We start from the raw sequence: 14,469 nt of genomic DNA, 5'->3' as shown, positions 1-14,469 counted from the left end.
GCCCCTCTCCTTCAATTCTGCGCGGTGCCGCGGGTGACGACCTTGCCGAGACCCGCGATCAGGCGGTCCAGCACGAAGCCGACGATGCCGACATAGAACAGCGCCAGGATGATCTCGCTGATATGCGAGGAGTTCCAGGCGTCCCAGATGAAGAAGCCGATGCCGACGCCGCCGATCAGCATTTCAGCCGCGATGATGGCGAGCCATGACAGCCCGATGCCGATGCGCAGGCCCGTGAAGATGTAAGGCGCGGCCGCCGGGATCATGATCTTGGCGAAGAACTCGAGCGGGTTGAGCTGCACCACCGCAGCGACGTTGCGATAGTCCTGCGGGATGTTGCGGATGCCGACCGCGGTGTTGATGATGATCGGCCAGATCGAGGTGATGAAGATGACGAAGATCGCCGAAGGTTGGCCGTCACGGAACGCCGCGAGCGACAGCGGCAGCCAGGCCAGCGGCGGGATGGTGCGCAGCACCTGGAACAGCGGATCGAGCCCGCGCATCGCCCAGACTGACTGTCCGACCAGCACGCCGAGCGCGATGCCGGCGATCGCCGAGAGCGAATAGCCGAAGGCGACGCGCTGCAGGCTGGCGGAGAGATGCCAGAACAGGCCCTTGTCGATGCCGCCATGGTCGAAGAACGGATCGAGGATCAGCTCCTTGGTGTCCTTGAACACTTTTGACGGAGGCGGCAGTGCCGAGCCGGCACGGCGGCAGATCAGCTCCCAGACCAGCGTAAGCAGCGCGATCACGACCAGGGGCGGGATCACGCGCACGGCGGTCTCCCTCGCCATGCGTGCGTAGGCTTCCGTGCGCGGGGGACGCTTTGGCGTCATCGCAACGACCGGCGCGGCGCTGGCCGCAGGCGTCGCGGTCTCAATCTCAATTTTGGCGGCAGGCATATTCATCGCAATATCTCTCCGGCTGCAAAAGACGATGCGGCCGCCCAAGGGCGGCCGCTGGCTCCCTCAGACTTCGACGCGCTTGATCGCGAGCGATTTCAGATAGGCAGCCGGATTTTCCGGATCGAACAACTTGCCGTCGAAGAAAGTCTCCTTGCCGCGCGAGGTGGAGGTTGGAATGTCGGAGGCCGCGACACCGAGCGTCTTGGCCGCATCGCGCCACATGTCCTCGCGGTTGACCTTGGCGATCAGCGCCTTGCTGTCGAAGCCGGCTTCGTATTTGCCCCAGCGGATGTCCTCGGTCATGAACCAGAGGTCGTGGCTCTGGAATGGATAGGAGGCATGGTCGCGCCAGTACTTCATGATGTGCGGCGAGTTCTCGATCACCTTGCCGGGGATGCCGTAGTCGAACTTGCCCTTGGCGCGATCGGCGATGTCCTCGACCGGGCAGTTGATCCACTGCCGCTTGGCCATGATGGTGGCGAGCTCTTCCTTGTTCTCCATCTTGTCGGCCCATTGCTGCGCCTCCATCACGGCCATCAGGATCGCTTTTGCCGCCTTCGGGTTTTTGTCGACCCAGGCCGCGCGCATGCCGAGCGACTTTTCGGGATGCTTGCTCCAGATCTCGCCGGTGTTGACAGCGGTGTAGCCGATGTCCTGATGCACCAGCTGCCCGGGCCACGGCTCGCCGACGCAGAAGGCATCCATGGTGCCAACCTTCATGTTCGCCACCATCTGCGGCGGCGGCACGGTGATGGTCTCGACGTCCTTGTCGGGATCGATGCCGCCGGCGGCGAGCCAATAGCGGACCCAGAGATCATGGGTACCGCCAGGGAAGGTCATCGCCACCTTCACCGATTTGCCCTCGGCCTTCTTCTTGTCGAAGGCCACCTTGAGCGGCGCCGCATCGGCGCCGATCTTGAGGGCGGCGTATTCCTTGGCGACCGAGATGCACTGTGCATCGAGGTTGAGCCGCGCCAAAATGTACATCGGCGTCGGCTGGTTGTTCTGCGTCACCTTGCCGGCCGAGATAAGGTACGGCATCGGGGTGAGGATATGCGCGCCGTCGATGCCGTTGCCTTCCGAGCCAAGCACGAGGTTGTCGCGCGTGGTGCCCCAGGAGGCCTGCTTCTGCACGTCGGTGTCGGGCACCCCGTATTTGGCGAACAGGCCCTTGTCCTTGGCGACGAAGAGCGGGCCGGCATCGGAGAGCGCGATGAAGCCAAGCTTGGCGCCCTTGACTTCGGGGCCTGCGTCCTGCGCGAACGCGCCGGCGGGGAAATTCAGTTTTGCTGCGGCGAGAAGTGCGGCGGTCGAGCCGGTGGCTTTCAACAATTGACGGCGGCTGAGGCCCGTCTCCGAGGGCCGGCGGGTGCGCTTGGTCATAGGCAGTGTCGTCCTTTGCGTCGTTGCAGAAGTGATTGGCGTCAGTGCACACGAGCAGCCCGTCCGTCCGGCGGCGCCGTCTTTGGCGCATGCCAACGCACGACGGGGAGACCCCCGCTTGGTGGCGTCGGCAAGTCGGATGAGAAGTCTCGCGGGACGGCTTCAATGGCGTCGGCATGGAACCATTCAAGCTTTATGCCAAGCCCGTGAGCTCAGAAACTCCATAATAATCAACGCGTTATCTGCGCTGCGGCAGGCCGCCGCATGTCCGCCGCGCATGGGAAACTTGCGGTCTGCTCAATTCTTGTGCGACGCACAAAACTTGTGCAGGAGATCAAGCAAGAAGCCGACCAGCGCTGCACCGGCGGACCGCGCCGAGATCCATGCTATTGATCCCGCTAGGTTTTTCTTATCGCGGGCACGCGGCACGCAACTTGCTTCTCCTTGGACGTCAACGAAGACTGCGGCTTGCCGCATTGTTGCAGCCTCTGGCGGCTGCATTCGGAAGCTCAACTGCTTCGCGGCCCTCTCCGGCTCAGTCCTCGTGACGCGATTCCCAAGGCTTCCAAACTTTCAATAGCCCTCGTGCGCGGCAGGCCGGCCCGCACGGCCAAAGATGTTCAGTCGCGCTCTCGCCAGGGGCGTGTCGATCTCACTTACGAAGCAAAAGGAACCATTGATGTCGTATCTCGCGCCTTCGGAATTCGTCACCAAGATGGTGGATGCGGGCGAGTCCAAGATCTTCATGTCCACCCGGGATACCATCATCCGCGCCTACATGGCCGGCGCCATCCTCACGCTCGCGGCATGGTTCGCCGTCACGATCAACGTCAACACCGGCCAGCCGCTGATCGGCGCGCTCCTGTTTCCGGTCGGCTTCGTCATGCTGTACCTGCTGGGTTTCGATCTTCTGACCGGCGTGTTCGTGCTCTCGCCGCTCGCCCTGATCGACAAGCGTCCTGGCGTCACGATCGGTGGCGTGCTGCGCAACTGGGGCCTCGTCTTCGTCGGCAATTTCGCCGGCGCCTTCACCGTCGCCTTCATGATGGCCTTCGTCACCACCTTCGGCTTCTCGCAGCCGCCGGACAAGGTCGGCACGGCGATCGGAATCATCGGCGAAAGCCGGACGCTCGGCTACGCCGCCCACGGTGCGGCCGGCATGGCGACGCTGTTCCTGCGCGGCATGCTCTGCAACTGGATGGTCTCGACCGGAGTCGTCGGCGCCATGATCTCGACCTCGGTCTCCGGCAAGGTCATCGCCATGTGGATGCCGATCCTGGTGTTCTTCTACATGGTGTTCGAGCATTCCGTCGTGAACATGTTCCTGTTCCCGTCCGGCCTGCTGCTCGGCGCAAAGTTCTCCATCTTGGATTACCTGATCTGGAACGAGATCCCGACCGTGCTCGGCAACCTCGTCGGCGGCCTCGCCTTCACCGGCATGACGCTCTACACGACGCATGTCATGACCTTGCCGAAGCGCCAGGCCGACAAGGCTGCGAAGCCCCGCGTCGCGGCCTGATCGAATACGTCTCGACAAGGGAGCCTCGCCCAAGCAGGGTCAGGCTCCCTTCCCCTGGTGATGACGATGTCCCGCGGACTCCTGATCTCGGTTGGCCAGCATTCCGACAAGGGTCGCAAGCCCGTCAACCAGGACTTTCACGGCGTCCTCATTCCGGAGGAGCCGCTGCTCAGCCTGAAGGGCATCTCGGCCGTCCTCGCCGACGGCATCTCCTCTAGCACGGTGAGCCAGATCGCCAGCGAGTCGGCGGTCAAGAGCTTCCTGATGGACTATTATTGCACGTCGGAATCCTGGACGGTGAAGACGTCCGCCCGTCGTGTGCTGGATGCCACCAATTCCTGGCTGCACGCGCAGACGCGCAAGAGCCAATACGCCTATGACCGCGACAAGGGCTATGTCTGCACCCTCAGCGCCATGGTCATCAAGGCGACCACCGCGTACATCTTCCATGTCGGCGATTGCCGCATCTACCGCGTCGCCGGCAAGGCGCTCGAGCAGCTGACCGACGATCACCGCATCATCGTGTCCTCGGAGCAGACCTATCTCGGCCGCGCGCTCGGCATCAATCCGCAGCTCGAGATCGACTATCAGGCGTTCGAGGTCGAGGCCGGCGACATTTTCCTGCTGGCGACTGACGGTGCCTATGAATTCGTCGACGCGCGCTTTGTCACCAACGCGCTGAACGAGCATGCAGCCGAGCTCGACGGAGCGGCCAAGGCCATCGTCGAGGAAGCCTACCGGCGAGGCAGCGACGACAACATCACCGTCCAGATCCTGCGGATCGACGCAGTGCCTCAACGCGAGCCGGCCGGCATCTTCAGTCAGACGTCACAATTGCCGCTGCCACCGCTGCCGGAACCGCGGGCGATCTTCGATGGCTATCGGATCGTCCGGGAAATCCACGGCAGCAGCCGCAGCCATATCTACCTCGCGGTCGATCCGGAAACCGAGGAACCGGTCGCGCTCAAGCTGCCGTCGATCGACCTGCGCGACAATGCCGCCTATCTCAAGCGCTTCCTCATGGAGGAGTGGATCGCGCGCCGGATCGACAGCCCGCACGTGCTGAAGCCGCTGTCGCAGTCGAAACGGCGAGGTTATCTCTACGTTGCGACCGAATTCGTCGAAGGCCAGACCTTGAAGCAGTGGATGACCGACAATCCACGTCCCGATCTCGAAACAGTCCGTGGCCTCATCGAGCAGATCGCCGCCGGCCTGCGCGCCTTCCACCGCATGGAGATGCTGCATCAGGACCTCAGGCCCGACAACATACTGATCGACAAGACCGGCACCGCGAAGATCATCGACTTCGGATCGGTCAGGGTGGCCGGCGTCGCGGAAGCGGCACCGCCGGAGGAGGCCGACGAAATCCTGGGCACCGTCCAGTATACGGCGCCGGAGTATTTTCTTGGGCAGGGCGGCACGCCGCGCTCCGACATGTTTTCGCTGGCGGTGATCTGCTACCAGATGCTGACAGGAAAGCTTCCCTACGGCACCCAGGCTGCCAGGATCCGGCGCAAGGCGGACGTGCGCAAGCTCCGGTATCGGCCGGCCGACGATGACCGCAACGTGCCGGCCTGGGTCGACGGCGCGCTCAGGCGCGCGCTGCATCCCGATCCCTACAAGCGGCACGAGGATCTGTCCGAATTCGTCTTCGAGCTTCGCACGCCCAATCCGGCGTATCTCGACACGCGGATCACGCCGCTCCTTGAGCGCAGTCCGCTGATGTTTTGGAAGCTGACCTCGGCGGCGCTCGCCTGCGCTGTGGTCGTGCTGCTGGCGCTGCTGCACGCACGTTAGGGCCTACGGGCGGAAGCGTCAGCTTCCGCCGCCAAGCGCGGCGCAGTGATCGCCCGGGGCAATGTCGAAGATGTTGACTGACTGTGAAGTAGTTTACATCCCGGTGCTCCGGGCCTAGGCTAATATCGCGGAGGCTTCTTGCTTTGAAGGAGGCATCCAATGCTCGCGGCAATCAAATGGCACTCCCGATATAGCGCTCGCGAATGGGTGATGATGGCTGGGGCGCTTATCGGTCAACTCCGCGCACCGAATGCAAACCGACAGAACGGTGAAAGCAAGCCCCGGCGACCGCTCTGGAAACACTTCGACGACACCCATCATTGGGACTCAACCGCGGAGGAATGGGTCCCCAATCATGATCGGTGATCGTGCAACGCTTCGTACGTCGCACAGGCCGAATTCCGAGACTTCAAGATCCTCTCGCTGAGGGGCCTGTCGAGTGGTGCGATCTCGGTTCTTGGCTTTCGGTTGCTCGGACGTCTGTATCACTGACTGGCGCGATCGCCTTTAGCTCGTGCCCTACTGGGCTTGATCGTAAGCCTGCAGTATCCGGACAAAATCAGCCATGCTGGATCGATCTCGGTTTTCAGTCATGACCTCAACCTGAGCATTGGACGCGGGTTGGCGTCCCTGCCAGAACCGCGTCAAGAGATCGGCGATGTTTCTCATGGCGTACTCTCTGCACCAACCGTGGCAATAAGCATCAGTTGAGCGGCGAAGCGCCGCTAGATCGGGAGAAGCGCCGGCGGGCGTTACGCCGCCGGCCTTGTCCCGCAACTGCCGGCTCGCAGGGCCGGTTCCGCTGCTTTCACTCTGGATGTATCGGTAGCACCGAGCACCGGGTCGACGCCACCGCGCGCAGGTATCAAGCGACCATACTTAGGTAGGCCTGGGCTAGAGCATGATCCGGAAAAGTGCGTAGCGATTTTCCGGAAAGATCATGCTTCAACAACAACCTGAAGCGCGATGACGATTCTCCTCATTTCATCGCGTTTAGTGAAGGCCGTCAGGCCGGCTCCTCGGCCTTCAACCCCAGCGGTTTCGGCGCCATGCCGCCACCGGGCTTGAGGTGGAATTCGTAGGTCATCAGGTGCCACTGCCCGCTGGTCTTGGTGCCGTCGGGCATCGCGGGATCGTTGCGCGGCTCGACCTTGGCAATGAGGTCGTCCTTGACCCCGAACACGACGTCGGAATCCAGGTATTTGTCACCGTCCATGAAGACGTGGGTGATCAGCGGCTCATAGCCCTTCGCATTGACCAGGAAGTGCACATGCGCGGGGCGCATCGGATGGCGGCCGGTCTGCACGATCATCTCGCCGACCGGGCCGTCGGTCGGGATCGGATAGCTGCACGGCAAAATGGTACGGAAGAAAAAGCGGCCGTCGTCATCGGTGATGAAGCGCGCCCGCGCCGAGGCGCCGACCTCGTCATAGTTCGGCTTCTGGGAATCGTAGAAGCCGTCGTCATCGGCATGCCAGACGTCGACGGGGACATTGGCAAGCGGCTTGCCCTTGAGGTCGGTGACCCGGCTCTGCACGAACATCCGCTCGCCGGTTTGATTGTTCGGCGAGATGTCGGTGCCATGCGCTGTCACCTTGTGCTCGCCGACATAGAATGGGCCGAGCACGGTGGTCTGGGTCGCGCCGTCGCGGTCGCGATGGTTGACCGCGTCGACCAGCATGGAGACACCGAGCACGTCGGACAAGAGGATGAACTCCTGGCGGGTGTCGGTGCATTTCTGCCCGGTGCGGGTCAGGAAATCGATGGCGTAGTCCCATTCCTCGAAGGTAAGGCCGGTCTTGCTCACGTAATCGTGCAGCGACTTCACCAATTCCTGGAGCAGGAATTTCGCGCGCGGATTGGGCGTGCTGTCGAAGCTCCTAACGACGGCTTCGGTGAGATCAGTCTCGTTGAACTGCGTCATGATGGCTTGCCCTGTGTTTTTCTCGTTCGCCCCGGGGGCTCCTTGGCGGCGTTCCAGGGGCAGCCTACACCAGCCGGCCCCCCTGCGTTAAGCGCGAGCGGCTTGGAATGGGGCCGTCATTTGGCTATCAACGGACCGACAAAACTGCCCGGAGGAACTGATGCTTGCCCCTACCCCCGCCTCGCCCGAATCCGTCGGCATGTCCAAGGCCGCACTCGACCGCATCGATGCGCATCTGAAGAGCCGCTACATCGATGCCGGCCGCTTCCCGGGCACGCATCTTCTGGTCTACCGGCGCGGCAAGGTCGCGCACAGCTCGGTTCAGGGCCTTGCCGATGTCGAGCGCAAGCTGCCGGTCAAGGACGACACGATTTACCGCATCTATTCCATGACCAAGCCGCTCACCAGCGTCGCCTTCATGATGCTGGTCGAGCAGGGCCTCGTCGCCATCGACGAGCCCGTCGCCAAATACATTCCGGAATGGAAGGATCTCGGCGTATTCGTCGCCGGCACCTATCCCGGCTTCCTGACCCGGCCGCCGTCGCGGCCCATGCTGATCGTCGATCTCCTGCGCCATACTTCAGGCCTCACCTACGGCTTCCAGCAGCGCTCCAATGTCGACGCCGCCTATCGGGCCGAGAAGATCGGCGAGGTCGAGAAATCAGGCACGCTTCAAACCATGATCGAAGCTCTTGCCAAGATCCCGCTGGAATTCTCGCCGGGCGAGGCCTGGAACTACTCGGTCGCAACCGACGTGCTCGGCTATCTCGTCGGCAAGATCTCCGGCATGCCCTTCGAGCAGTTCCTTAAGTCACGCATTCTCGATCCGCTCGGGATGACCGACACCGACTTCCACGTGCCGGCCTCGAAAGCGCATCGGTTCGCGGCCTGCTATTCCGCCGATCCCGGTGGCGGCATGACCTTCCATGCCGGCCAGCGTCGCGAGGGCCTGACGCTCCAGGACGATCCGACAACGAGCTCCTTCCTGGCGCCTCCCTCTTTCATTTCCGGCGGCGGCGGCCTCTGCTCGACGGTCGCGGATTATCTCACCTTCTGCCGCGCGCTGCTCAACGGCGGCGAGCTTGGCGGTATCAGGCTGATCGGGCCGAAGACGCTGGCCCTGATGACCAGCAATCACATTCCGGGCGGACGCGCCCTGCCCGAGGTGTCACGTTCGCTGTTCTCGGAAGCAACCTACAACGGCATCGGCTTCGGCCTCGGCTTTGCCGTGACGATGCGCCCGGCCGAGACGCTGATCGCGGGCAGCCCCGGCGAATACAATTGGGGCGGCGCGGCCACGACCTCGTTCTGGATTGATCCGGCCGAAGAGCTGATCGCGATCTTCATGACGCAGGTGCTGCCGTCGAGCGCCTACCCGCTCCGCCGCGAGCTGCGCAGCATGGTCTACGCCGCGATCACCGAAAGCAACCTGTAACCAAACGAACCGATCCCGCGGCCCACGGCCGCGGGATCGCGCCATCAGACGCTCATTTGAGCATTTCCGGCACGATCAGACGCGGCAAGAACAGCGACACGCTCGGCCAGACGATGACGGCCGCGAGCACGAGCAGCATCGGGATCAGCATGATCACCGTGTCCTTCAGAGCATAGCGCAGCCGCACGCCGGCAATCGAACAGGCGATCATCAGACACAATCCGTACGGCGGCGTCACCAGCCCGAACGCCAGCGATACGATGGAAATGATCGCGAACTGGACCGGATGGAGATCGACGGACCTGGCCAGCGGCTCCAGCACCGTGCCGACGATGACGATCGCCGGGATGGCGTCGAGAAAGCAGCCCACCACCAGAAAGCAGAAGGCGATGAAGAATCCGGCTGTGACGGAGCCCATGCCCCATGTCGAGACGTTGGCCAGCAGCTCTTGCGGAATCTTGTAGTAGGCAAGCAGCCAGCCGAACGCACTTGCAGTGCCGACGCAGAACAGCGCCACGCCGGCAAGCCGCCCGGTGTCGAGCAAGGACTTGTACAATTCCCGTATGCCTGTCTCGCGATAGAAGAACGCCGACAGCCCGACGGAATACAACACCGCGACGCAGGCGGACTCGGTTGCGGTGAACCAGCCGAGCAGAATGCCCCCAACGATGATGAAGGGTGTCATCAGCGCCGGAATTGACTTCCAAATGGCGCATCGCATCTCGACCCAGCTTGTCTTCGGATAGGTCGGGTAGCCGCGGCGCACTGCATAGACGTGCACCGTCGCCATCTGCGCACCTGCGATCAGCAGGCCCGGCACGATGCCGGCCAGATACATCGCCGCAATCGAGGTCGAGATCAGCCCGCCCCACACGATCATGAGGATCGACGGCGGGATGATTACCGCCAGAACCGCCGACACCGCCGTGATGGCGATCGAGAACGAGAGATCGTAACCCTCCTTGGTCTGCGCATCGATGAAGATCTTGGACTGGCTCGCCGCATCAGCGGTGGAAGAGCCCGAGATACCGGCAAAGAACACCGACAACACGACATTGATCTGCGCCAACGATCCCGGCCAGTGCCCGACCATCGAGCGCGACAGCGCCACCAGGCGATCGGTGATGCCGCCAATGCTCATCAGGTTGGCCGTCAGCAGGAAGAACGGCACCGCGAGCAGGATGAATGAATTGTAGGCGTTGAATGTTTCCTGCGCGAGCATCATCATCGAGAGATGAGGCTCGATCAGCAGGATCGGCACGCAGGCAAGGCCGAGTGCGAAAGCAACCGGCACCCGCACGATGAGCAGGCCGATGAAGACCCCGAACAGCACCATCGCGGCCTGTCCGGCAGAAAGTACATTGCCGTTCATCGCTCTGCCCCAACCAGAATGCGCATCTCATCGATGATCTGTTCACCCGCAAAGACGATCCACGTCACGCCGGTCACGGGCCAAGCGACGTGAATCAGCCAAAGCGGCAGATCGGCCAGTTCAGAGGTCCTGTTCCAGGCGAAGCGGGTGAACTCCAGGCCGGCCATCACGAACACCAGCGCCAGTGCCAGCACGCCAAGGCGCGCCAGGATCCGCACGGCAGCCTCCGGCCGCCGCGCCAGGTCCGGCCACACATCGACCTCGAAATGCTGCGCTTCGCGCACGCCGACCATGGCTCCGATCATGATCGTCCAGACGAACAGGAAGCGCGCCATTTCCTCCGTCCAGATGTAGGACGGAATGAGGGGCGTGTAGCGTGAGATGATCTGCAGCGTGACGGGAAGGACGAGAATGCCGACGCATGTGGCCAGCAGGAATTCCAGGAATTTCGCATAGGCCGCCGTGACGCGACGCCACAGCGACGGTGTGGACGGGACGGGCATTTCAGACATTGGGACTCCGTGCGGCAGTCATCCGCCATGTCCGGGCAGGAAGCGGGGCCTGCCCGAAAATGCGTCGGCGGACAGAGCGACCTCAGACGACGTTGATCTTCTCGAAAATGCCCTCCGCACCGATTTCCTTGGCGTAGGTGGCCATCACGGGATCGGCGAGCTTCTTCATGGCGTCCCGCTCCTCGAAGGGGACGCGCTTGAGCTTGCCGGCCTTCTCGAGCGTGTCGAGCTTGACGACCTCTTCGCTGGATTCGAGCTGACGGCCGTAGTCGCCGGCCTCCTTGCCGGCCTTCATGATCGCGTCCTGTAAATCCTTCGGCAAGGTCTTCAGCGTCTTCACCGAGAAGCAGATCGGCCGGATCGACACGGCGTGCTGGGTCAGGTTGAGGTGCGGAGCCACTTCGTAGAACTTCATCGCCTCGACGCCCGCCGCCTCGTTTTCGCCGGCCGATATCACGCCGTTCTGGATCGCATTGTAGATTTCGTTATAGGCGATCACGGTCGGGCTCATGCCGACGGCCGCAAAGGTCTTCGACCAGATCGGCGCGCCCTGCACGCGGACCTTGAGCCCCTTGAGATCGGCAAGATTCTTGAGCGGCTTGTTGGCGAAGATGTTGCGGATGCCGCCGCCGGAATAACCGATCAGGACCACCTCGGCTTTCGCCGCGACTTCGTCGGCGATCGGCGCCAGGATATTGGCTTCGACGACCTTGTTCATGTGTTCGATGCCCTTGAACACGAAGGGCGCATCGATGAACGGGGCCGCCTTGGCGAAGGTCGACATGTGGGCCGGCGAGACGATGCCGTAGTCGACGGCCTTGCCCTGTGACATGTACTCGAAATATTGCTTCTCGAGACCGAGCGAGGAGTTCCTGTGCAGGGTGAAGTTGACGGGCTTGCCGTAGTACTTCTTCACCAGCTCCTCGAACCGGAGCAGCGCCCGGTTGAAGGCGTGGTCGTCGTTGAACTGGACTGCGCCGTTCAGGGTGATCGGCGCCTGCGCCCTGAGGATCGACGGCATGCCGATCGTAGCCGCCGCAGTGGTCGCACCGATACCAGCGAGAAATGACCTTCGCTTCATCGTCTCCCCTCCCTTTGATGCTCCGCCCCTGTCGCCGGGGCGTGAGCGCAGCCGGTATGCGGCTTGCGAGAGGAAGCGTATGAAAAACCTCGGCGGGACGGAAGTCATTTCGACTGCGCTGGGGGGACTCCTTCGTCGCAGGGCTCCCCCTGCACGACCTGTTGCACTGCAACTCGCGCTCGGGCTGGCGCGGGGTCCACGCTTTCAAAGATCCGAAGACTTGCGAGGTCCGAAGACTTACCGGGCCTGTGCGCTGCGCGCACAGGCCCGTTCGCCTGCTGATGCAGGCCTAGTGCATATGGCCAATCAGATAAATGCCGCCGCCGATCACAAGAACGGCCGGCACGGCCCACAAAATAAGGACTGGCATTTGTCATCCTCCTCAATTTGACGTGCAGACCTTGACGGTCTTCATGCCGCTTTCGGCTTCGGTCCGCGACTTGTAGATCATGCCCGACGGGCTCACCACGGTCATGGACGTGTCCGTCGGCTTCTTGTCGACGATGGTGCACTTCTTGGTCTTGACGTCCTGGACGACATAGAACTCGTCGGCCGCGAACGCCGGCAGGGACAATGCAGCAAGCATCAGCGCTGCGGTCGCTATTCTCAGCTTCATTTTCTCCTCCTCCAATCGCCGGGCTTCCGGCCCGGTCCGATCTAACAAACGGGAAAAAATGGCAGTTTGTTCCTATGCCAGGGAACGCTGTGCACGTATGCTGGTTGAGGAAATCGATTGATCGAGGTGTGGGTGGCCAGTTCAAAGCTGGTCGCCCTCGCCGGCGGCATGACATCGCATCGAGAGGCCCGGGTTTGCAGCTCAGCCTGGTGGCTGTCTACAGCATGTGTCTACTTCTGACCGCAATGAGCCTGAGCTGATGCGCGGGCATCCCGAACTGCGCTGCAAAATCGCAGCTCTCGGCGGCTTGCAGAATGCGAAAACCGTGGCGTCGCGCAGGTCCCGCCCGTATGGTCTTCCCAAAATCATAATCCGGCGACGCTGCGCCGGAACCGGGACGCCTGCGTTTGTCAAAGCTCACCCTGCCGGTCCGGCTCGCTCTTCTCGTCACGGGAACGATGTTGCCGCTGATCGTCTTTGCGGTTGGCATTGTCTTCTACAATTACAAGCAGGACCGAAGCGACGCGACCCGCCGCGTGCTGGAGAACGTGCGCAGCATGCGCCTCGTGCTCGATTCCGAGGTGCAGCGGATGACCGGCGGCCTGCAGGTCCTGGCGTTGACGAATTCACTGCGCAACGACGACTTCCAAAACTTTCGCCGCATCGCGCTCGGCTTCGTCGAGCAATATGGCAAGGGCGGCCTGGTGCTGATCTCCGACCGGAAAGGCCGGCTGTTGTTCTCCTCCGCAACGGAAGACACCGCAAGCCTGCCGCCACGCGGCCATCTGGAGATCATCGAAAGGGTGTTCGCGACCAGGTCGCCGCAATATTCCGACCTGTTCACAGGCGCGATCAATGGGCGGCAGGTGCTCACCGTCGAGGTTCCGGTGTTCCGCAACGGCGAGGTGATCTACGACCTCTGCTTCAGTCCACCGATCAGCATCTTTCAAGAACTGGTGGAGAAGCAGCGGCCCGACCAGCTCTGGACCGTGTCTCTGCTCGACACCAAGGGAATCATATTTGCGCGCGCGCCGAACCCCAATGAATCGTTCGGAAAGCGTGCTTCGCCCTCGCTCTATGCCGAGATGTTCGGCCGTAGCGAGGCAGCGCTCCCAACGGTGTCGCTCGACGGCGTCGCCTTGGCTGCTGCCTACACACGATCGCAACTGACGGGCTGGACGATCGCCGCCGGCGTCGACGAAGGCTCGCTGATCGCACCGCTCTGGCGCAACATCGCGATCACCAGCCTGATCGGCGGCATCCTGCTGCTGACCGGCCTGACCTTCGCGGTCAGGATGGCGACCACGATCGCGCGCGGCGAGATGCTACACAATCTCCTGATCGAGGAGCTCAACCATCGCGTCAAGAACACGCTGGCTTTGATGCAGGCGATCGCGGTGCAGACCTTCCGCAGCGCCAGCCGGGACGAGCGGACCAAGTTCGAGGGCCGGCTCGGTGCACTGGCCGAAGCGCATAACCTTCTGAGCCAGGAGAAATGGGCGGGCTCCGAACTCCGGGACGTGATCGCCCGCGCCCTTCAGCCTTTCCTTCTCAATGGTCCCGACCGCATCCGCATGGCCGGTCCCGCGGTGCCGCTGTCGCCGCGGCTCGCCGTGGTGCTGTCGATGATCGTTCACGAGATCGCCACCAACGCCGCGAAATACGGCGCGCTATCCAACGAGACCGGCCGGGTGACACTGGACTGGGAGGTCATCGCCGAAGCGCCGAAGCCGCGGCTGCGGCTGATCTGGACCGAGATCGGTGGACCGCCGGTCACGGCGCCGGTGCAGCGCGGCTTCGGCTCGCGCCTGATCGAGCGCAGCGCGCGCGATCAGCTCGGCGGCGAGGCAACCGTCGACTTCCTGCCGCGCGGCGTCGTCTGCACGGTGATCTGCACGCTTGACGAGGCGCGGTGAACGGGGAAC

The 14,469-nt window shown here is 62.7% G+C and carries 12 protein-coding genes; 4 read left to right on the top strand and 8 right to left on the bottom strand.

Annotated elements, in window-relative coordinates; genetic code table 11:
* Window positions 1-11: 11 nt before the first annotated feature.
* Both ntrB and IVB26_RS13355 read right to left on the bottom strand, forming a co-directional pair.
* The gene (gene ntrB, locus IVB26_RS13360) at window positions 12-908 is read right to left on the bottom strand and encodes a nitrate ABC transporter permease (protein ID WP_246916752.1); all 897 of its coding nucleotides are present in this window, start codon (window positions 906-908) and stop codon (window positions 12-14) included.
* Between the two features lie 60 nt (window positions 909-968).
* A complete protein-coding gene (locus IVB26_RS13355; RefSeq protein ID WP_247972079.1) occupies window positions 969-2,288 on the bottom strand; it encodes a CmpA/NrtA family ABC transporter substrate-binding protein in 1,320 nt (439 codons plus the stop codon).
* Window positions 2,289-2,967: 679 nt separating this feature from the next.
* Here IVB26_RS13355 and IVB26_RS13350 point away from each other — a divergent pair.
* Together IVB26_RS13350 and IVB26_RS13345 are read left to right on the top strand one after the other, a co-directional pair.
* Complete coding sequence (locus IVB26_RS13350; protein WP_246916762.1) at window positions 2,968-3,807, top strand: formate/nitrite transporter family protein; 840 nt, start codon at window positions 2,968-2,970, stop codon at window positions 3,805-3,807.
* A 60-nt stretch (window positions 3,808-3,867) separates the two neighbouring features.
* Entirely contained in the window at window positions 3,868-5,604 is a 1,737-nt protein-coding gene (locus tag IVB26_RS13345) for a bifunctional protein-serine/threonine kinase/phosphatase (RefSeq protein ID WP_247973151.1), read from the top strand.
* Between the two features lie 519 nt (window positions 5,605-6,123).
* Here IVB26_RS13345 and IVB26_RS13340 read toward each other — a convergent pair.
* Window positions 6,124-6,273 carry a hypothetical protein gene (locus IVB26_RS13340; protein ID WP_247972078.1) on the bottom strand — a complete coding sequence of 50 codons (150 nt, stop codon included), beginning with the start codon at window positions 6,271-6,273 and terminating at the stop codon, window positions 6,124-6,126.
* Window positions 6,274-6,610: 337 nt separating this feature from the next.
* Window positions 6,611-7,528: an intradiol ring-cleavage dioxygenase gene (locus tag IVB26_RS13335; RefSeq protein WP_247972077.1), complete on the bottom strand. Its 918-nt coding sequence runs from the start codon at window positions 7,526-7,528 to the stop codon at window positions 6,611-6,613.
* A gap of 160 nt (window positions 7,529-7,688) precedes the next feature.
* Here IVB26_RS13335 and IVB26_RS13330 point away from each other — a divergent pair, with 160 nt between their 5' ends.
* Complete coding sequence (locus tag IVB26_RS13330) at window positions 7,689-8,963, top strand: serine hydrolase domain-containing protein (protein ID WP_247972076.1); 1,275 nt, start codon at window positions 7,689-7,691, stop codon at window positions 8,961-8,963.
* A 52-nt stretch (window positions 8,964-9,015) separates the two neighbouring features.
* On the opposite strand, the gene IVB26_RS13325 is transcribed toward IVB26_RS13330, so the two are convergent.
* The 4 genes from IVB26_RS13325 to IVB26_RS13310 all read right to left on the bottom strand — a co-directional run bounded on the left by IVB26_RS13325 (window position 9,016) and on the right by IVB26_RS13310 (window position 12,544).
* Window positions 9,016-10,335: a TRAP transporter large permease gene (locus tag IVB26_RS13325; RefSeq protein ID WP_247972075.1), complete on the bottom strand. Its 1,320-nt coding sequence runs from the start codon at window positions 10,333-10,335 to the stop codon at window positions 9,016-9,018.
* Complete coding sequence (locus tag IVB26_RS13320) at window positions 10,332-10,847, bottom strand: TRAP transporter small permease (RefSeq protein ID WP_247972074.1); 516 nt, start codon at window positions 10,845-10,847, stop codon at window positions 10,332-10,334. Before IVB26_RS13320 ends, IVB26_RS13325 begins: the two co-directional genes overlap by 4 nt.
* 82 nt (window positions 10,848-10,929) lie before the next feature.
* The gene (locus tag IVB26_RS13315) at window positions 10,930-11,928 is read right to left on the bottom strand and encodes a TRAP transporter substrate-binding protein (protein ID WP_247325468.1); all 999 of its coding nucleotides are present in this window, start codon (window positions 11,926-11,928) and stop codon (window positions 10,930-10,932) included.
* Between the two features lie 382 nt (window positions 11,929-12,310).
* A complete protein-coding gene (locus IVB26_RS13310) occupies window positions 12,311-12,544 on the bottom strand; it encodes a hypothetical protein (RefSeq protein ID WP_247972073.1) in 234 nt (77 codons plus the stop codon).
* Window positions 12,545-13,002: 458 nt separating this feature from the next.
* Between IVB26_RS13310 and IVB26_RS13305 the strand changes: the two genes are divergently transcribed.
* A complete protein-coding gene (locus IVB26_RS13305) occupies window positions 13,003-14,460 on the top strand; it encodes a sensor histidine kinase (RefSeq protein ID WP_247973150.1) in 1,458 nt (485 codons plus the stop codon).
* The last annotated feature ends 9 nt before the right edge of the window (window positions 14,461-14,469 follow it).

It is taken from the genome of Bradyrhizobium sp. 195 (assembly GCF_023101665.1).
Classification (GTDB): Bacteria; Pseudomonadota; Alphaproteobacteria; order Rhizobiales; family Xanthobacteraceae; genus Bradyrhizobium.
Note: the sequence above shows the minus strand (reverse complement) of the source record. Positions and strands in the feature narration are given on the sequence as shown.